The organism is Streptomyces sp. NBC_00038 (assembly GCF_026343635.1).
GTDB lineage: Bacteria > Actinomycetota > Actinomycetes > Streptomycetales > Streptomycetaceae > Streptomyces.
In genome coordinates this window covers 7,739,990-7,758,792 of record NZ_JAPELQ010000001.1, presented here as the reverse complement: position 1 = coordinate 7,758,792, position 18,803 = coordinate 7,739,990, and the positions used below count along the sequence as shown (strand labels likewise).

Annotated in this window: 14 protein-coding genes; 3 read left to right on the top strand and 11 right to left on the bottom strand. The window is 68.6% G+C overall.

Annotated features, from left to right (window positions below):
* Nucleotides 1-139: 139 nt before the first annotated feature.
* The 6 genes from OG219_RS35115 to dxr all read right to left on the bottom strand — a co-directional run bounded on the left by OG219_RS35115 (nucleotide 140) and on the right by dxr (nucleotide 7,620).
* Nucleotides 140-1,831, bottom strand: a complete 1,692-nt coding sequence (locus OG219_RS35115) for a proline--tRNA ligase (RefSeq protein ID WP_266833417.1) — start codon at nucleotides 1,829-1,831, stop codon at nucleotides 140-142.
* Between the two features lie 80 nt (nucleotides 1,832-1,911).
* Entirely contained in the window at nucleotides 1,912-2,481 is a 570-nt protein-coding gene (locus OG219_RS35110; RefSeq protein ID WP_266833415.1) for a GNAT family N-acetyltransferase, read from the bottom strand.
* Nucleotides 2,482-2,550: 69 nt separating this feature from the next.
* Nucleotides 2,551-3,399, bottom strand: a complete 849-nt coding sequence (locus tag OG219_RS35105) for a GNAT family N-acetyltransferase (protein WP_266833413.1) — start codon at nucleotides 3,397-3,399, stop codon at nucleotides 2,551-2,553.
* Between the two features lie 325 nt (nucleotides 3,400-3,724).
* Nucleotides 3,725-4,882 (bottom strand): flavodoxin-dependent (E)-4-hydroxy-3-methylbut-2-enyl-diphosphate synthase, encoded by a 1,158-nt coding sequence (ispG, locus tag OG219_RS35100; protein WP_266833411.1) that lies wholly within the window; start codon nucleotides 4,880-4,882, stop codon nucleotides 3,725-3,727.
* A 162-nt stretch (nucleotides 4,883-5,044) separates the two neighbouring features.
* Complete coding sequence (locus tag OG219_RS35095) at nucleotides 5,045-6,349, bottom strand: RIP metalloprotease (RefSeq protein ID WP_266833409.1); 1,305 nt, start codon at nucleotides 6,347-6,349, stop codon at nucleotides 5,045-5,047.
* The gene (dxr, locus tag OG219_RS35090; protein WP_266833407.1) at nucleotides 6,346-7,620 is read right to left on the bottom strand and encodes a 1-deoxy-D-xylulose-5-phosphate reductoisomerase; all 1,275 of its coding nucleotides are present in this window, start codon (nucleotides 7,618-7,620) and stop codon (nucleotides 6,346-6,348) included. The genes OG219_RS35095 and dxr overlap by 4 nt, the downstream gene beginning before the upstream one ends.
* 185 nt (nucleotides 7,621-7,805) lie before the next feature.
* Between dxr and OG219_RS35085 the strand changes: the two genes are divergently transcribed.
* Entirely contained in the window at nucleotides 7,806-8,255 is a 450-nt protein-coding gene (locus OG219_RS35085) for a lamin tail domain-containing protein (protein ID WP_266833405.1), read from the top strand.
* 7 nt (nucleotides 8,256-8,262) lie between these two features.
* On the opposite strand, the gene secA is transcribed toward OG219_RS35085, so the two are convergent.
* From secA to OG219_RS35065, 4 genes are all read right to left on the bottom strand, one after another.
* A complete protein-coding gene (secA, locus tag OG219_RS35080) occupies nucleotides 8,263-11,013 on the bottom strand; it encodes a preprotein translocase subunit SecA (RefSeq protein ID WP_266833403.1) in 2,751 nt (916 codons plus the stop codon).
* A gap of 13 nt (nucleotides 11,014-11,026) precedes the next feature.
* Complete coding sequence (locus OG219_RS35075) at nucleotides 11,027-11,515, bottom strand: hypothetical protein (RefSeq protein ID WP_266833401.1); 489 nt, start codon at nucleotides 11,513-11,515, stop codon at nucleotides 11,027-11,029.
* Between the two features lie 102 nt (nucleotides 11,516-11,617).
* Nucleotides 11,618-13,549, bottom strand: a complete 1,932-nt coding sequence (locus tag OG219_RS35070) for an acyl-CoA dehydrogenase family protein (RefSeq protein WP_266833399.1) — start codon at nucleotides 13,547-13,549, stop codon at nucleotides 11,618-11,620.
* Nucleotides 13,550-13,802: 253 nt separating this feature from the next.
* On the bottom strand, nucleotides 13,803-14,609 hold the full coding sequence (locus OG219_RS35065) for an endo-1,4-beta-glucanase (RefSeq protein ID WP_266833397.1): 807 nt from the start codon (nucleotides 14,607-14,609) through the stop codon (nucleotides 13,803-13,805).
* Between the two features lie 211 nt (nucleotides 14,610-14,820).
* Between OG219_RS35065 and OG219_RS35060 the strand changes: the two genes are divergently transcribed.
* Nucleotides 14,821-15,834, top strand: coding sequence for a LacI family DNA-binding transcriptional regulator (locus OG219_RS35060; protein ID WP_266833395.1), 1,014 nt, complete (start codon nucleotides 14,821-14,823; stop codon nucleotides 15,832-15,834).
* A 119-nt stretch (nucleotides 15,835-15,953) separates the two neighbouring features.
* Nucleotides 15,954-18,005, top strand: a complete 2,052-nt coding sequence (locus OG219_RS35055; RefSeq protein WP_266833393.1) for a glycoside hydrolase family 31 protein — start codon at nucleotides 15,954-15,956, stop codon at nucleotides 18,003-18,005.
* 54 nt (nucleotides 18,006-18,059) lie between these two features.
* On the opposite strand, the gene OG219_RS35050 is transcribed toward OG219_RS35055, so the two are convergent.
* On the bottom strand, nucleotides 18,060-18,773 hold the full coding sequence (locus tag OG219_RS35050) for a hypothetical protein (RefSeq protein WP_266833391.1): 714 nt from the start codon (nucleotides 18,771-18,773) through the stop codon (nucleotides 18,060-18,062).
* Nucleotides 18,774-18,803: the final 30 nt, after the last annotated feature.

Here is an 18,803-nt window from a genome sequence, read left to right as displayed (position 1 = left end):
CTCCCCTCCGAATGACGCTCTGTCACGTCCTACGGTCGGGGAGCAGCCTGAGAGAAGTCTGTGAGGAACCCATACGCCCGAGAAGAAGTCTCTGAGAGACGCATTTAATTTCAGACTTCAAGTACCGCTGCTGCGCCAATTACGCCGTCAGGCGGGCGATCGCCTCATCCACCGTCAGCTCCTCGCGCTCGCCGGTACGGCGGTCCTTGAGCTCCACGACGCCCTCGGCCGAGCGCCGTCCGGCGACCAGGATCTGCGGTACGCCGATGAGTTCGGCGTCCGTGAACTTCACACCCGGCGAGACACCGGGCCGGTCGTCGACCAGGACGCGTACACCCGCGGCGCCGAGCTTCTCGGAGACTTCGAGAGCCAGTTCGGTCTGGAGCGCCTTGCCCGCCGCGACGACATGCACGTCGGCCGGGGCGACCTCCTTGGGCCAGCACAGGCCCTGTCCGTCCGCCGACTGCTCGGCGAGTGCCGCGACCGCGCGGGAGACGCCGATGCCGTACGAACCCATCGTCACGCGCACGGGCTTGCCCTGCTGGCCGAGGACGTCGAGCTGGAAGGTGTCGGCGTACTTGCGGCCGAGCTGGAAGATGTGGCCGATCTCGATCGCGCGGTCCAGCTTGAGGCCGGTGCCGCAGGACGGGCAGGGGTCGCCCTCCTGGACCACGACGACGTCGAGGTAGTCGTCGACCTCGAAGTCGCGGCCTGCGACGACGTTCTTCGCGTGGGTGTCGGCCTTGTTCGCGCCGGTGATCCAGGCCGTGCCGGGCGCGACGCGCGGGTCGGCGATGTAGCGGACCTTCTCCAGGCCCTGCGGGCCCACGTAACCGCGTACGAGATCGTCGCGGCCTTCGAAGTCCTCGGCCGTCACCAGTTCCACGACGGCCGGCGCGAGGTGCTCGCCCAGCTTGCCGAGGTCGACCTCGCGGTCGCCGGGGACGCCGACGGCGACGATCTCGCCGTCGACCTTGACCAGGAGGTTCTTGAGCGTCGCGGAGGCCTGGACGCCGAGGTGCTCGGCGAGGGACTCGATGGTCGGGGTGTCGGGGGTGTCCAGCTCCTCGACCGGGCCGTGCTCTTCGGTGACGGGCGTCAGCTTGAAGGTGACGGCCTCCGTGTTCGCCGCGTAGTCGCAGGCGGGGCAGTCCACGAAGGTGTCCTCGCCCGCGGCCGCCGGGGCCAGGAACTCCTCCGACGCCGAGCCTCCCATCGCGCCCGAGACGGCGGAGACGATGCGGTAGTCGAGGCCGAGGCGCGCGAAGATCTTCTGGTACGCGGCGCGGTGGAGGGCGTACGACTCGGCGAGGCCCTCGTCCGTGGTGTCGAAGGAGTACGAGTCCTTCATCTGGAACTCGCGGCCGCGCAGCACGCCGGAGCGCGGGCGGGCCTCGTCCCGGTACTTCGTCTGGATCTGGTAGAGCATGACCGGCAGGTCCTTGTACGACGAGGCCTGGTCCTTCACCAGGAGCGTGAAGATCTCCTCGTGGGTCGGACCGAGCAGGTACTCGGCGCCCTTGCGGTCCTTGAGACGGAAGAGCAGGTCGCCGTACTCCTCCCAGCGGCCGGAGGCCTCGTACGGCTCCTTGGGCAGCAGGGCGGGGAGGAGGACCTCCTGCGCGCCGATGGCGTCCATCTCCTCGCGGACGACCCGGGAGACGTTGTCGAGGACCTTCTTGCCCAGCGGCAGCCAGGACCAGATGCCCGCGGCGGTACGGCGCACATAGCCGGCGCGGACCAGCAGCTTGTGACTGAGCGTCTCCGCGTCCGCCGGGTCGTCACGCAGTGTCTTGACCATCAAACGGGACATGCGCTGGACCTGGGCCATGATTCTTGACTCCTGCTGCTCAAGGGTGATGGCAAGGAGGTTAGCCGGGGGCCCGCCGTCCCCGGAAATCCGTTTCTCCGTCAGCGGTGCCTGAGGGGCAGCGGGGCGCCCATCACCGCGTACGGCTTCGGCGCACTCGGGAACAGAACCTGCCTGGCCAGGTCCTCGTAGCCCAGCGAGTGGTACAGGCCGCGGGCCGGACTGTCCGTGTCGATGGCGGAGAGGATCGAACGGGGTTCGGCCGCGTCATCCGTGATGGCGGTGATCAGGGCGCGGCCGACGCCCCGGTTCTGGTAGCGCGGGTGGACGTGCAGTTCGGTGATCACGAAGGATTCGTCGAGCCAGCCGTCGTGGCCGCGGGCGCGGAGATACGGCTCGACGACGGTGGACCACCAGTGCGTACGGTCGTTCGGCATGCCGTAGACGAAGCCGACGAGCCGTCCGTCGGCGGTGGTGGCGCCGAGCGCGCGGGCTCCCGGGTAGCTCAGGTGCCGCAGCACGATCTGGCGGCGTACGGCGATCTCGTCGGCGCCGAGCCCGAAGGCGAGTGCCTGCACGGCGAGCGCCTCGTCGACGCGCGCGGCGAGATCCAGCGGGCCGATGACCACGTCGTCGGGGGTGCGGGGGCCCTGACCGGGGAAGCGCAGCATGCCGGGGAGACTACCGGGGCGCTTCGCCGGATGGTGCGGGGGACGGCTCCGCACCCCTGTGGGGCACGGCTAGAAAAGGACGCTCATGAAAGCGCCGACCTCTTGGAAGCCGACTCTGCGGTACGTCGCCCGGGCGGCCGTGTTGAAGTCGTTGACGTAGAGACTGGCGACGGGTGCCACGTCCGCGAGGGCGTAGCGCAGGACCGCCGCCATGCCGGGGGCCGCGAGGCCCTGTCCCCGGTATTCGGGGGCGATCCAGACGCCCTGGATCTGGCAGGCCTGCGTGGTGGCGGCGCCGATCTCGGCCTTGAAGACGACCTTGCCGTTCTGGTCGAGGCGGGCGAACGAGCGTCCGGAGCCGACGAGTTCGGCCACGCGTGCCTGGTAGAGCAGCCCGCCGTCACCGGCGAGCGGCGAGACGCCGACCTCCTCGGTGAACATCGCGATGCACGCCGGCATGATCGTCTCCATCTCGTCCTTGCGGATGCGGCGGACGTACGGATCCGGGGCTATGTCGGCGGGGAGCCGGTCGGTGACCATCAGGGGCTGGTGTGTGCGGACCTCGCGGGCGGGGCCCCAGTTCGGCTGGAGGAGCCGCCACAGCTGGGCGGTGGCCTCGGCGGGGCCGACGATCGAGGAGCAGCGGCGGCCTGCTCTGCGGGCGCGGTCCGCGAAGCCGCGCACGGCTCGGGGGGTCGCGCAGATCGGGACCAGGTTGGCGCCCGCGTAGCAGAGGGAGCGCAGCATTCCGTCCTCGTACCAGCCCCACATCTCGCCGCCGAGGCGCCAGGGGTCGAGGCCGGCCACCTGGACGCGGGAGGCGACGAATGCGTTCGTGACCGGCTCGCGGTCGAGGACGGCGAGCGCGGCGTCCAGGTCACTCGGTTCGAGGACCCTGGTGGTGGTCTGGGTCAACACGTGCGGGGGCCTCACCATACGCGGTCTGCTGATCTCCGCACTGTACCTGGCGAGATTGAGCGGCGCCGCCCCGTTCGGGTGGGGAGGGTTTTCGCCCACTCCGCCCCTTCCCGTCCCGTACCTGGGGGCTGCCGCCCCCAGACCCCCGCTTCGGCCTGAACGGCCTCGTCCTCAAACGCCGGACGGGCTGAAAGATCTCCCCCGGCCGGGGCGAAAGATTGCAGCGCCGGGGGGAAAGTTTCAGCCCCTCCGGCGTTTGAGGAGCGGGGTCTGGGGCGGAGCCCCAGGAGCAAGGGACGGGCAGGGGCGGAGGGGGCGAGAAAACTCAGCCCGCCACCGACACCGACGGCTCGCCAGAAGCGACCCCGTCCGCCTCCATCTGCTCGGCGAGCTTGAGCGCCTCCTCGATGAGGGTCTCCACGATCTTCGACTCGGGGACGGTCTTGATGACCTCGCCCTTGACGAAGATCTGCCCCTTGCCGTTGCCGGAGGCGACGCCGAGGTCGGCCTCGCGGGCCTCGCCCGGACCGTTGACGACGCAGCCCATGACGGCGACGCGCAGCGGGACCTCCATGCCGTCGAGGCCGGCGGTGACTTCCTCGGCGAGCTTGTAGACGTCGACCTGGGCGCGCCCGCAGGAGGGGCAGGAGACGATCTCCAGACGGCGCTGCTTGAGGTTCAGCGACTCCAGGATCTGCATGCCGACCTTGACCTCTTCGGCCGGGGGCGCACTCAACGACACCCGGATCGTGTCGCCGATGCCCTCGCTCAGCAGCGCGCCGAAGGCGACCGCCGACTTGATCGTGCCCTGGAAGGCGGGACCGGCCTCCGTGACACCGAGGTGCAGGGGGTAGTCGCAGGCCGCCGAGAGCTGCCGGTAGGCGTTGACCATGACCACCGGGTCGTTGTGCTTGACCGAGATCTTGATGTCCCGGAAGTCGTGCTCCTCGAAGAGGGACGCCTCCCACAGGGCGGACTCGACGAGCGCCTCGGGCGTCGCCTTGCCGTACTTCTGGAGGAGCCGCCTGTCCAGCGAGCCCGCGTTGACGCCGATCCGGATCGGGGTGCCGGTGTCCTTGGCGGCCCGCGCGATCTCCTTGACCTGGTCGTCGAACTGCTTGATGTTGCCGGGGTTCACACGCACGGCCGCGCAGCCGGCGTTGATCGCCGCGAAGACGTACTTCGGCTGGAAGTGGATGTCCGCGATGACCGGGATCTGGGACTTCTTGGCGATGACCGCGAGGGCGTCGGCGTCGTCCTGGGTCGGGCAGGCGACGCGGACGATCTGGCAGCCGGACGCGGTGAGCTCGGCGATCTGCTGAAGCGTGGCGCCGATGTCCGACGTACGCGTCGTCGTCATCGACTGCACCGAGACGGGTGCGTCTCCGCCCACGGCCACGCTTCCGACCTGGATCTGCCGCGTCTTGCGGCGCTCGGCCAGCTTGGTCGGAACGGACGGCATGCCGAGAGAAATCGCAGTCATCTGCTGTGCAACCCCAAGTTGTGGATCAAGGTCCCGGAATCGTGGGCTCCAGGCTTCGAGATTACGGCACGGGCGCAGGCCCGAGCACATCCCGCTCGTAAACGCACTCATCAGTGGGCGGCCGGGCAGTCAGTCTGCCCGGCCGCCGCGAACACCGGCTTACTAGGAGATTCTCACCGGGTTAACCACGTCGGCGATCAGCACCAGAATCGTGAAGCAGATGAAGATGCTGGCCACGACATAGGCGACTGGCATCAGCTTGGCCACGTCGAACGGGCCCGGGTCGGGCCGCCTCAGCACCTTCGCCAGGTTCCGGCGCAGCGACTCCCACAGCGCGCCCGCGATGTGCCCGCCGTCGAGCGGGAGCAGCGGGAGCATGTTGAAGAGGAACAGCGAGAGGTTGAAGCCCGCCACCAGGAACAGCATCATCGCGACCTGCTGGGAGGCCGGGATGTCGAGGGTGAAGACGTCGCCGCCGATGCGGGCCGCGCCGACCACGCCCATCGGGGAGTCGTCCTCGCGCGGGCCGTCGCCGAAGGCCGCGTCCCACAGGGCGGGGACCTTGCTGGGCAGGGCGATCAGCGACTCGACGCCGTTCTGCATCATGTCGCCCATGCGGTCCACGGACTGTCCGAAGGACTGCTCGACGATGCCGGAGGCGGGCGTGAAGCCGAGGAATCCGGCGGACACGTACTGACCCTCGACATAGCCGCCGTTGCCGTCGGTCTTGCTGACCTGGTTCTCGATCAGGTGGGCGGTGAGGTCGAGCTGCTCGCCCTTGCGCTCGACGGTGAGGGTGACGGTCTTGCCGGGGTTGTCGCGGATGTCGGTCTGGAGGGTCGACCAGTCCTCGACGGCCACGCCGTTGAACGCGACGATCTTGTCGCCGCCCTCGAGCCCCGCGGCCTTGGCGGGCGCGGCCTGGTCACCGCTCTCGCACTTCGTCCGGTTCTCGCTGCCCTGGATGACGCAGTCGGAGACCTTGCCGACCGTGGTGGTCTGGGTCTGTATGCCGAACGTCATCATCACGCCGAGGAAGATCGCGACGGCCAGGATGAGGTTCATGAAGGGGCCCGCGAACATCACGATCACGCGCTTCCACGGCTTGCGCGTGTAGAAGAGGCGGGACTCGTCGCCGGGCTTGAGCTCCTCGAAGGCGGCCGATCTGGCGTCCTCGATCATGCCGCGGAACGGGGAGGTCGAGCGGGCCTCGATCCTGCCGTCCGGGCCGGGCGGGAACATGCCGATCATGCGGATGTAGCCGCCGAGCGGGACCGCCTTGATGCCGTACTCGGTGTCGCCCTTCCTGCGCGACCAGATGGTCGGGCCGAAGCCGACCATGTACTGCGGCACGCGGATACCGAAGAGCTTGGCCGTCGACAGATGTCCCAGCTCGTGCCACGCGATCGAGATGAGCAGGCCGACCACGAAGACGACTATGCCGAGGATCATCATCAAGGTCGTCATGCACGAGCCTCCGCGGTTGTCGCCTGTGGCGTCTGTTTCGTCTGTGCCGTCAGTTCACGGGCCCGGGCGCGCGCCCAGGTCTCCGCTTCGAGGACGTCCGCGACCGTCAGGGAAGTTCCCGTATCCGGTGTGCCGTGTTCCTCGACCACACGTGTGACAGTCTCCATGATCCCGTTGAACGCCAGCCCGCCGTTCAGGAACGCGTCCACGCACTCCTCGTTGGCGGCATTGAACACCGCCGGGGCCGTACCCGCGAGCTGCCCGACGTGCCGGGCGAGGGCCACCGACGGGAACGCGTCGGTGTCGAGCGGGTAGAACTCCCAGCTCGACGCCTTGGTCCAGTCGAAGGCGGGCGCCGCGTCGGGCACGCGCTCGGGCCAGCCGAGCCCGATGGCGATGGGCCCGCGCATGTCGGGGGGCGTCGCCTGGGCGATCGTCGATCCGTCCGTGAACTCAACCATCGAGTGGACATACGACTGCGGGTGCACGACCACCTCAATCCGCTCGAAGGGAATGTCGTAGAGGAGGTGCGCCTCGATGACTTCCAGCCCCTTGTTGACCAGGGTCGCAGAGTTGATGGTGATGACCGGCCCCATGGCCCAGGTGGGGTGGGCGAGGGCGGCTTCGGGGGTGACGTCGGCCAGTTCGGATTTCGTACGTCCCCGGAAGGGGCCTCCGGAAGCGGTCACGACGAGTTTGCGTACGTCGGCCCGGGTGCCCGCGGCGAGGGCCTGGAACAGGGCGGCGTGCTCGGAGTCGACGGGGATGATCTGCCCCGGCTTGGCCAGCGCCTTCACCAGCGGGCCGCCGACGATGAGCGACTCCTTGTTGGCGAGCGCGAGGGTGCGGCCCGCCTCCAGGGCGGCGAGGGTGGGCGCGAGTCCGATGGAGCCGGTGATTCCGTTCAGCACGGTGTGGCAGGCGGAGGCGGCAAGGCGAGTGGCCGCGGTCGGCCCGGCGAGGATCTCGGGAAGGGCCTCACCAGGGGCGTAGCGCGCCGCGAGCGCCTCCTTCAGCGCCGGCACGACGTCCTCGCGCGCGACGCCGACCGCCTCGACGCGCAGCCGGTGGGCCTGCTCGGCGAGCAGTCCGACCCGTCCGCCGGCGGCGGAGAGTGCGGTCACCCGGAACCGGTCGGGATTGCGCAGCACGAGGTCGATGGCCTGGGTGCCGATCGAGCCGGTGGATCCGAGGATCACGACATCCCGGACTCCGTCCACGGGGTCGAAGACAAGATGCGGATCAGCGAGGGGCGCTGGACTGTCGCTCATCCCCCCATTGTGGCCGCAATGCGTCCCGCGCAGGACAGTGCGCCCCTCTTCCGGTCCCTTTAGCACCCCTGCGTCCCCGAGGAACGGAAATCACCCTTTGTGAAACCGGCGTGAAGATCCTGTGATAGCACTGCACCACCGGTCGGTGGACGACCGACCGGTGGACCAATCCCAGGGGGGATCTCATGCGGATACGCGCTGCCCTGCCCGCGCTCGCGGGCGCCGTGGCACTGACAGGAACGTTTCTCAGCACTCCGGCCCAAGCAGCCGGCGGCATCACCATCCACCGCGCCTATTTCGACAGTCCCGGCTCGGACACGGGCTCGAACGCCAGCCTCAACGGCGAGTGGGTGCAGCTCAAGAACACCAGCTCCGCGGCGATCTCGGTCAAGGGCTGGATCCTGAAGGACGTCGCGAACCACAAGTTCACCTTCCCCAACGTCAAGATCGGGGCGGGCAAGACCGTCATCGTGCACACCGGCAAGGGCACGGCCACCTCGGCGCACAGGTACCAGAACCGCAGCTGGTACGTCTGGAACAACACGAGCGACACCGCCACGCTCACCAAGGCGAACGGCAGCAAGGTCGACTCGTGCTCGTGGACGACTCGGGATCCCAGCAGCAAGTACTGCTGACCCGCGCTCACCGCCTGCGGCGGCGCCTGGCCTTCGACTTCGCGGGCCGGGCGCCGCTCCGTGTCGGCGCCTCGTGCGCGGGTGCGGGTGCGGGCTCGGGAGCGGTGTCGGCCGGGGCGAAGGCACCCTCGACGACACCCTCCGCCGTGTCCAGCGTGGGCGCGGTGAAGTGGAGTCCGTCGGTCGACCCGCGGCGGGTCTCGGCGGCCGGAGCGGCCGCGTCGAGGTTGAAGACGTAGCCGACGGACTCCTCCTTGATGGCCTCGGTCATCGCGCCGTACATGTCGAAGCCCTCGCGCTCGTACTCGACGATGGGCTCCCGGCCCAGGGTCCAGCGCAGGCCGATGCCGTCGCGGAGGTAGTCCATCTCGTAGAGGTGCTCGCGCCATTTGCGGTCGAGGACGGAGAGGACGACCAGGCGTTCCAGGTCGCGCAGGGGCTCGGCGCCCAGCTCGGCCTCGCGCTCCTCGTAGCGGGCGTGGATGTCCTCCGTGACGGAGTCGAGCAGTTCGTCGGCGGTGAGGCTCGCGCGGTCGCCCGCCGCGTCCTCCAGGTCCTCGATGGTGATCCGCACGGGGTAGAGCTGCCGGAAGGCGCTCCACAGCCGCTCCAGGTCCCATTCCTCGGCGAAGCCCTCGCTCGTCTCCTGCCCGACGTACGCGCGGACGGTGTCGTCCATGAAGTGCAGGATCTGTTCGCGCAGGTCCTCCCCCGCGAGGACGCGGCGCCGTTCGGCGTAGATGAGGGTGCGCTGCCTGTTGAGGACCTCGTCGAACTTCAGGACGTCCTTGCGGGACTCGAAGTGCTGCTGCTCCAGCTGGGCCTGGGCGGAGGCGATGGCGCGGGTGACCATCTTGTTCTCGATGGGTACGTCGTCGGGGACGTTCGCCATGGACATCACGCGGTCGACCACGTTGGCGCGGAACAGCCGCATCAGGTCGTCCTGGAGCGAGAGGTAGAAGCGGGAGGCTCCCGGGTCGCCCTGACGGCCCGAGCGGCCGCGCAGCTGGTTGTCGATGCGCCGTGACTCGTGGCGTTCGGTGCCCAGGACGTACAGGCCGCCCAGCTCCTTGACCTCCTCGTGTTCGACGGCGGCCGAGGAGGTGATGCGGTCCAGGACCCTCTGGTGGTCCTCGGGGCCCGCGTCCTCGGCGGCCTCGGCGAGCGCCATCGCCTCCGGGTTGCCGCCGAGCATGATGTCGGTGCCGCGGCCCGCCATGTTGGTGGCCACGGTGACCGCGCCCTTGCGTCCGGCCTGCGCGACTATCTGCGCCTCACGCTGGTGGTTCTTGGCGTTGAGGACCTCGTGCCGGATGCCCTCCCTGCGCAGCCGCGCGGAGAGCTCCTCGGACTTCTCGACCGAGGTGGTGCCCACCAGGACGGGCTGGCCCGCCTCGTGCTTGTCGGCGATGTCGGCGAGGATCGCGGCGTACTTCGCCTCCTCGGTGCGGTAGATCTGGTCGGGGTCGTCGACGCGGACCATCGGCCGGTTGGTGGGGATCGGGACGACGTGCAGTTTGTAGATCTGGTGGAACTCGGCCGCCTCGGTCATGGCGGTGCCGGTCATGCCGGCGAGCTTCTCGTAGAGGCGGAAGAAGTTCTGGAGGGTGATCGTGGCGAGCGTCTGGTTCTCGTCCTTGATCGTCACGCCTTCCTTGGCCTCGATGGCCTGGTGCAGCCCCTCGTTGTAGCGGCGGCCCGCGAGGATGCGCCCGGTGTGCTCGTCGACGATCAGCACCTCGCCGTCCACCAGGACGTAGTCCTTGTCCTTCTTGAAGTGCTCCTTGGCCTTGAGGGCGTTGCTGAGGTGCCCGATGAGCGGGGTGTGGTCGGACTCGTAGAGGCTGTCGATGCCCAACTGGTCCTGGAGGTACTCCACTCCGCGGTCCAGGATCGAGACGGTGCGCTTCTTCGGGTCGTACTCGTAGTCGTACTGGGTCCGCAGCTCGGCCAGGCGGTCCTTGTCGGACGGCGTGGTGAACTGCTCCTCCTGCACCAGGACGCCCTTCATCCGCACGGCGAACTTGGCGAAGGAGTCGTACCAGTGGGTGGGCTGGTCGGCCGGTCCCGAGATGATCAGCGGGGTGCGGGCCTCGTCGATGAGGATCGAGTCGGCCTCGTCCACGATCGCGAAGTGGTGGCCGCGCTGGACGAGTTCGTCCCTCGACCAGGCCATGTTGTCGCGCAGGTAGTCGAAGCCGAACTCGGTGTTGGTGCCGTACGTGATGTCGCAGGCGTACTGGGCCCGGCGCTCGGCCGGTGTCGACTGCGACTTGATGACACCGACGGTCAGGCCGAGGAAGCGGTAGGCGCGGCCCATCCACTCGGCGTCGCGCTCGGCCAGGTAGTCGTTGACCGTGACGAGGTGAACTCCCTTGCCGGTCAAGGCGTTCAGGTACACGGGGAGCGTGCCGACCAGGGTCTTTCCCTCGCCGGTCTGCATCTCGGCGATGTTGCCGAGGTGGAGCGCCGCGCCGCCCATGATCTGGACGTCGAAGTGCCGCATGCCGAGGGTGCGCCGGGCGGCCTCGCGCATGGCCGCGAACGCTTCCGGCAACAGGTCGTCGAGGCTCTCGCCTTCGGCGTGCCGCTCCTTGAACTCCGGTGTGAGCGCCTGGAGTTCCTCGTCGGTCAGTTCCTTGAAGTCCTCTTCCAAGGAACTGACCTGTTGGGCGATGCGCTCCAGACGGCGCAGCATCCTGCCCTCGCCGGCCCGCATGATCCTGCCGGTGATGGCGTCCAGACCCTTACCTGGCATGGGAATTCCCCCACTACTGAACGGCGTCCATGAGCATCCCTATCCAGTGGTTTGCCCGCTGGAGAATGTGGACACTCTGCTGATTCGCTTTGATCACCTCGCGCAGGACGGGATCCTTGACCACATCGAGCGCGGCACGGAAAAGCTGCTGAATGACGGGCCGTTCTCCGGGTCGTCCCGCGTCGAGCAGTGCGTCGATTTCGCGGAGATCGATTCTCCGGATGCGCGGCAGGTCGAAGGAGGCCACCGGAGGCCGCGGTTCGGCGTCTACCACGGCGAGAGCGCAGTCGTTGAGGAGGACCGCGACGGCGTCCCGGTGCGCCTCGAAGGTGTCCGGAGCGGTCTCGCGCAGTTTCTGCGCGAGTGGCTGCACTTCATTGCGCACGGTCCGCAGGGCCCGTACGAGATCCATTTCATTGAGCTGACGCCGCGCCTCCCCGCGGGCGCGCGTCAGCTGTACGGAAATTCCGTGACTGCATTCTTCCCCGACTCCTTGGCGCATGTGCTGTCCCCGTTCGCCATTCCACTCATTGTTGGCGCACAGGTTCGGTGCGGCAAGCGGCGGAATGACGGACGGGGCTGCTGTGCATTTCTGGGGAAAAGGTCAGCGAATGGGTCGGTGGAGGTTTTTCTTCTTGCTCTCCCCGGGTGTCGCGTCGGCGATCCAGGGGCCCTCGCCAGACGGGTCGATGATGCCCTGCTCCAGCCACTCGTACGTGCCCGACAGGACGCCCTTGACCACCTTGCGGTCGAGGTCGTCGGTGTTGGTCCACAGCCGGCCGAAGAGTTCGTCGACGCGGATGCGGGACTGGCGGCAGAAGGCGTCGGCGAGTTGGTAGGCCTCGCGGCCGTGCTCGCCGGTGGTGCGCAGGAGTTCGGCGCGTACGCAGGCCGCGCTCATCGCGAAGAGCTCGGCGCCGATGTCGACGATCCGACCCAGGAAGCCCTGCTTGGTCTCCATGCGGCCCTGCCAGCGGGACATGGCGTAGAAGGTGGAGCGGGCGAGCTTGCGGGCGCTGCGTTCGACGAAGCGCAGGTGCGGGGAGAGGTCGACGCCGTGGTTGAACTCGGCGTACGCGCGCGGGAGTTGGCCCTGTCCCGCGACCAGCTTCGGCAGCCACTTGGCGTAGAAGACACCGGCGTTCGCGCCCGCCTTTGCCTTGTCGGAGAGGGACTTGTCGGGGTCGATGAGGTCACCCGCGACCGAGAGGTGGGCGTCCACCGCCTCGCGGGCGATCAGCAGGTGCATGATCTCCGTGGAGCCCTCGAAGATGCGGTTGATACGGAGGTCGCGCAGGACCTGCTCGGCCGGTACCGCCCGCTCCCCTCGCGCCGCCAGCGAATCGGCCGTCTCGAAGCCGCGGCCGCCGCGGATCTGGACCAGCTCGTCGGCCATCAGGCAGGCCATCTCGGAGCCGTACAGCTTGGCGAGGGCGGCCTCGATGCGGATGTCGTTGCGGTCCTCGTCGGCCATCTGGGAGGACAGGTCGAGGACGGCCTCCAGTGCGAACGTCGTCGCCGCGATGAAGGAGATCTTCGCGCCGACCGCCTCGTGGAAGGCCACCGGCTTGCCCCACTGCTCGCGCGCCGCCGACCACTCACGGGCGATCTTCAGACACCACTTCCCGGCGCCCACGCACATCGCGGGGAGGGAGAGGCGGCCGGTGTTCAGGGTGGTCAGCGCGATCTTCAGGCCCGAGCCCTCCGGGCCGATGCGGTTCGCGGCGGGCACCCGGACCTGGTGGAAGCGCGTCACGCCGTTCTCCAGGCCGCGCAGGCCCATGAAGGCGTTCCGGTTCTCCACGGTGACGCCGTCCGAGGCCGCCTCGACCACGAACGCGGTGATGCCGCCCTTGTGGCCCTCGGACTTCGGCACCCGCGCCATGACGACGAGGAGGTCCGCGACGACGCCGTTGGTCGTCCAGAGCTTCACTCCGTCGAGGATGTAGTCGTCGCCATCCGGTACGGCGCTGGTCGCGAGGCGCGCCGGGTCGGAGCCGACGTCCGGTTCGGTCAGCAGGAACGCCGAGATGTCGGTGCGGGCGCAGCGCGGCAGGAAGGCCTCCTTCTGCTCCTGGGTGCCGAAGAGCTTCAGCGGCTGCGGTACGCCGATCGACTGGTGCGCGGAGAGCAGGGCGCCGAGCGCCGGGTTCGCGGAGCCGACCAGGGCGAGCGACTTGTTGTAGTAGACCTGGGTGAGGCCCAGACCGCCGTACTTCGTGTCGATCTTCATGCCGAAGGCGCCGAGCTCCTTGAGGCCGTTGATGACCTCGTCGGGGATCAGCGCCTCGCGCTCGATGAGCGCGGCGTCGATCTTCGTCTCGCAGAAGTCGCGCAGCTTGGCGAGGAACTCCTCGCCGCGCTGCGCGTCCTCGTCGGCCGGCAGGGGGTGCGGGTGGATCAGGTCGAGCCGGAAGCGGCCGAGGAACAGCTCCTTGGCGAAGCTGGGCCTGCGCCAGTCCTGTTCGCGCGCGGCCTCGGCGACCTGTCGGGCCTCACGTTCGGTGACGGTGGGCTGGTGGGGTGTTGCGGACATGAGGGTCACCTCGCCGCGAATCGGGAACAGAATCGGGAACTGGGGTTCGTGCGCCGATCTTGTACGGACTCGTACTCGTGGTCGTACTCGTGGTCGTACTCGTAAGCCGATCCCGTACGTCCCTTTCGCCGATCATTCCGCTGATCTTGGGGCGTACGTTACTGATCGGTGCTACTCGATCGTATGTACCCGATTCCGGGTGACCCCACCAGTCCTAGCGCAGCGTTCGGCCCAACGCACGCCCCCTCGGTGGTCAGCCGATGTCGACCGAGTAGGCCTTCGTGTCCAGCCGTCCGGAGCCGCGGAAGACCTCGGTGCCCGACTCGATTCCGGAGACATATTTGTCGTTGCTGAGCAGCTTGCGGCGGACCAGGGCCTGGGTGAAGTCGTCCAGGTCGAGGGTGGCCTTGGTGGTGTTGGTGCGGCGGACGAAGGAGTACACCTTCCAGCCGATGTCGCCCTGGTAGATGTCCCACATCGCGCCGCCGAGGCTGACGCTGCCGTACTTGGCGCCGAGGGGGCCCGCGCCGCCCTGCCGGTTGAGCCAGATCATGACTTCGTCGGTCGGCTGGTCCTGCCAGTCCGCGGTGCTCTTGGAGTGCAGCCACAGGTCGTAGGCGACGTTCATGGTGCCCGGGTTCGAGCTGACCGCGAACTCCCAGCTCGTCCTGACAGGCTTGCGGTCGCCGACCCGGAGGGGCAGCTCGGTGGCCGCCTTGTCGGCCTTCCAGCCCCAGTGCCAGCCGAGCACGGTACTGGAGTACGACTTGACGTTGTTCTCCTTGCCGGCCTTGCTGGCCCAGGTGTACTCCGTGCCCCAGCCGATGGTGTCGCCGGACTGAGAGGTGTCCCAGACGCACTGGGTGCCGGTGCCGTCGTCCTGACCCCAGAGGTTGTTGTTGACGTAGTACTTGCCCATCGTGACGGTGTCGAAGGCGCCGCATTTCTTGCTGTCCTCGCCCGCCTGGGCGACAGTGACGCCGGCGGCGACGGCGATCGCCACCGAGCTCGCGAGCAGCGTCTTCGCCTTCTTGGACAGGCGTGGTCTGCGGTGTTGCATCGGGGGTCCTTCCGGGGGACGGTCTGTGTACGCCCACTCAGTGGCCGCCGCCCGGCCGGAAGGTTGCCGAACAGGTGCGGGAAACATTGTCGAAGCGCTTCGACAACCTATGGACACCCAACATCCATCGGGCTACTGTCGAGCCACCCTCACTCGCCCTTATCCGTAACGCGCACTGTCGAAGCGCTTCACACAATGCTTGGAGAGCTGGATGGTCACCCTCGCCGAGGTCGCCCAGCACGCCGGAGTCTCGGCGAGCACGGTGAGCTATGTCCTCAGCGGCAAGCGGTCCATCTCCATGGGCACCCGGCAACGGGTCGAGCAGAGCATCCAGGAGCTGGGCTACCACCCGAACGCGGGAGCCCGCGCCCTGGCGAGCAACCGGTCCAACATCATCGCGCTGATGATCCCGCTCCGTACGGACATGTACGTGCCGGTGATGATGGAGATCGCCATCGCGGTGGCGACCAACGCCCGCACGCACGGGTACGACGTGCTGCTGCTCACCGGCGAGGAGGGTCCGGACGCGGTACGCAGGGTCACCGGCAGCGGGCTCGCCGACGCGATGATCCTGATGGACGTCGAACTCGACGACGAGCGGATGCCGTTGCTCCGCGAGACGGACCAGCCGTCCGTACTCATCGGACTGCCGGCCGACACCTCCGGACTGACCTGCGTCGACCTCGACTTCGGCGCGACGGGCGCGCTGTGCGCCGAGCACCTCGCGCTCCTCGGCCACCGTGACATCGCTGTCATCGGCGAGGCGCCCGGGGTCTACGAACGGCACACGGGTTTCGCCGAGCGCACGCTCGACGGACTCCGTTCCCGGTCACGGGAGTTGGGCCTGCGCGTGCTGCACCGCCCCTGCGAGGGCGGGTACGACGCGATGGCCCTGACACTCGCCCGGGTCTTCGACGAGCGTCCCGGCACCACGGGCTTCGTCGTGCAGAACGAGTCGGCGGTCGAGCCGCTGCTCGCGCTGCTGCGCCAGCAAGGCCGCGCCGTCCCCGAGGACGTGTCGGTGATCGCGATCTGCCCGGACCAGGTCGCCACCCAGGCCTCGGTACGGCTGACCTCGGTCGCCATCCCCGCCCAGGAGATGGGCCGGTACGCCGTGGAGCACCTGGTCGCCAAGCTCGACGGGCACGGCAAGGACGAAGTCGTGCTGATCGCACCGGAGTTGACGGTCCGGGCGAGCACGGGCCCGGCGCCGACCACTTCCTGAACCGACCAACTCACCCAACTTCCTTAGACCTTGAGGGTGTTGGGGTACCTCTGTCTGTCCCGGTCCGCCAGAGCCGCGCCCGGGTCCTGTCGCCACTCCTTCCTTCAGGAGCACCCCACGTGAATCAGCCTGCCGAGAACCAGCCCCTGCAGGGGGCGGTCAGCCTCGCCCAGTCCTCCCCGACCGTCGGCACGTTCCGCGAGAGGGACGGCGCGCTGGAGTGGAGCGGCCGCACGGAGACCGTACGCGTCGAGCCCTGGGGTCCGGACGCGGTCCGGGTCCGCGCGCGGCTCGGCGGTCCGGTTATCGAGGGCCTGCCGGGCGCGCTGCTCGACGAGCCGCCCGCCACCGAGAGCACGGTCAAGATCGAGGCCGGAGAAGGGCAGTTGACGGTCGGCGCGCTGACCGTACTCATGTCCGCCGAGGGGCTCATCCGCTTCGTCCGCACCGACGACGGCACGGAACTGCTGGCCGAGGAGCGCGCCCACTTCTGGTGGCCGGGTTCGCGCCTCTACACGCCGACCGGCAACGGTCACCATCGCCTGGAGCAGCGGTTCGCCGCGTACGAGGGCGAGAAGCTGTACGGGCTCGGGCAGCACCAGCACGGGCTGTTCGACCAGAAGGGCGCGGTCCTGGACCTGGTGCAGCGCAACGCCGAGGTGACCATCCCGGTGCTCACCTCCAGCCGCGGCTACACCCTGCTGTGGAACTCTCCCGCCATCGGCCGCGTCGAGCTGGCGGGCAACGGCACCCGCTGGGTCGCCGACTCGGCACGCCAGCTCGACTACTGGATCACGGCGGGCGATCCGGCCGACGCCCAGCGCCGCTACAGCGCGGCGACCGGCCGTACGCCGATGCTGCCCGAGTGGGCGGCGGGATTCTGGCAGTGCAAGCTGCGCTACCGCACACAGGACGAACTCCTGGGCGTGGCAAGGGAGTACAAGCGCCGGGGCCTGCCCCTCTCGGTCATCGTCTGCGACTTCTTCCACTGGACCCACCTCGGTGACTGGAAGTTCGACCTCTCCGAGTGGCCCGACCCGGCGGCGATGCGGGAGGAGCTCGACGAGCTGGGCGTCAAGCTGGTCGTGTCCGTCTGGCCGTCGGTGTCACCGCTCTCCGAGAACCACCAACTCATGGAGCAGCGCGGCTACTTCATCGGCACGCAGTACGGCCCGATGGCGCACGCCGACTGGCCCGACAAGGAGGTCGCCTCCACGGTCCAGGTCGCCTTCTACGACGCGACGAACCCGGAGGCGCGGGACTTCCTGTGGTCACGCATAAAGGACAACTACCTCGACCCGTACGGCATCACGGCCTTCTGGCTGGACGCCTGCGAGCCGGAGCTGAAGCCGGGCTTCTCGGAGAACCTGCGCTACTACGCGGGCCCGGGCCTGGAGGTGGGCAACCTCTACCCCCGGGAGAACGCCCGCACCTTCTACGAGGGCCTGCTCGCCGCCGGTGAGACCGAGATCGTCTCCCTCAACCGCTCGGCGTGGGCGGGCAGTCAGCGCTACGGCGCCGCCCTGTGGTCGGGCGACATCGGCACGGACTTCGCGACCCTGCGCCGCCAGATCGCGGCCGGCCTCAACACGGCCCTGTCCGGCATCCCTTGGTGGAACACCGACATCGGCGGCTTCCACGGCGGCGACCCGGACGACCCGGCGTTCCGCGAGGTCATGGTCCGCTGGTTCCAGTTCGGCGCACTGTCCCCGCTGATGCGCCTGCACGGCTTCCGCGACCCGGGCATGGAGCTGGGCCCCGACATGACCGGCGGCCCCAACGAGGTCTGGTCGTACGGCGAGGAGGCCGGCGCCATCCTGGAGAAGTACCTGCGCCTGCGCGAGCGCCTGAAGCCGTACGTCCTGGAGGTCATGTGGGAGGCCCATGAGGAGGGCCTGCCGGTGATGCGTCCGCTGTTCCTGGAGTTCCCGGACGACCAGGCCGCCTGGTCGGTGGACGACGCTTACCTCTTCGGCCCGGATCTGCTGGTCGCGCCGGTGCTCACGGCGGGCGCGACGGCCCGTACGGCGTACCTCCCGGCGGGCGCGCGCTGGACGGACGCGTGGACCGGTGAGACGTACGACGGGGGCACGGCCGTCACCGTCGACGCGCCGCTGGACCGCATCCCGCTGTTCCTGCGGGACGGTGCGCGGCTGCCCGTGGCGGAGTAGGACATGAGTGTGCGGCCGGTCCCTCCCGGGGCCGGCCGCACACTCACGCTCGGATCAACTGCTGCTGACGGTCAGGTTGTTGGTGGTGAAGTCCAGACCGCCGGACGAGGACGTGACCTCGTATCCGAACTGGACGTCCCCGATGGTCTCGTTGCCGAACCAGCCCTTGGTGTCCTTGATCCACTTGAGGATCGGCAGGATCTGCACGGTGCCGGAGGACGAGTCCGAGGTGCGCAGGAACGAGAAGACCTCGTTCGCGCCGTTGTTGCCCTTGTAGACGGTCCAGGTGTGGCCGCCCAGCGTCACGTTGCCCTGCGAGGTGCCCAGCGGGCCGACGGCTCCGTTGTAGTTGACCCAGAGCATGATCTCGTAGTCGTAGTCGGTGTCCCAGATGTCGTACGAGGTGTTGTACGCGCCGGAGGACGGGACCGTGACGTTGTAGCTGCTGGAGAGCGAACCCAGCGAGGTGATCGTCTTGTTGATCACCTTCTTGGAGTTGGGGTACGACTTGATGCCGCCGGTGTTGGGGTGATTGGCCCAGACTCCCCAGTTGGTGCCGGAGTTGGCCCAGACGCATTGGGAGCCGGCTCCGGAGCCCCAGATGTTGTTGTAGAGCGTGTAGCCGTTCAGTGAGGTGTTGCCCCACTGGTCGCAGGAGCTCCAGACGGCAGCCTGGGCGGGGGCGGCGGCGACGCCTACGGTGACGCCGAGCGCGAGTGCGGGGGCCGTGAGGGCCTTGGCGATCCTGTTCAGTGTGCGACGTGCCATGGTCGTCCCTTCCATGGGTGGGGGGAATTG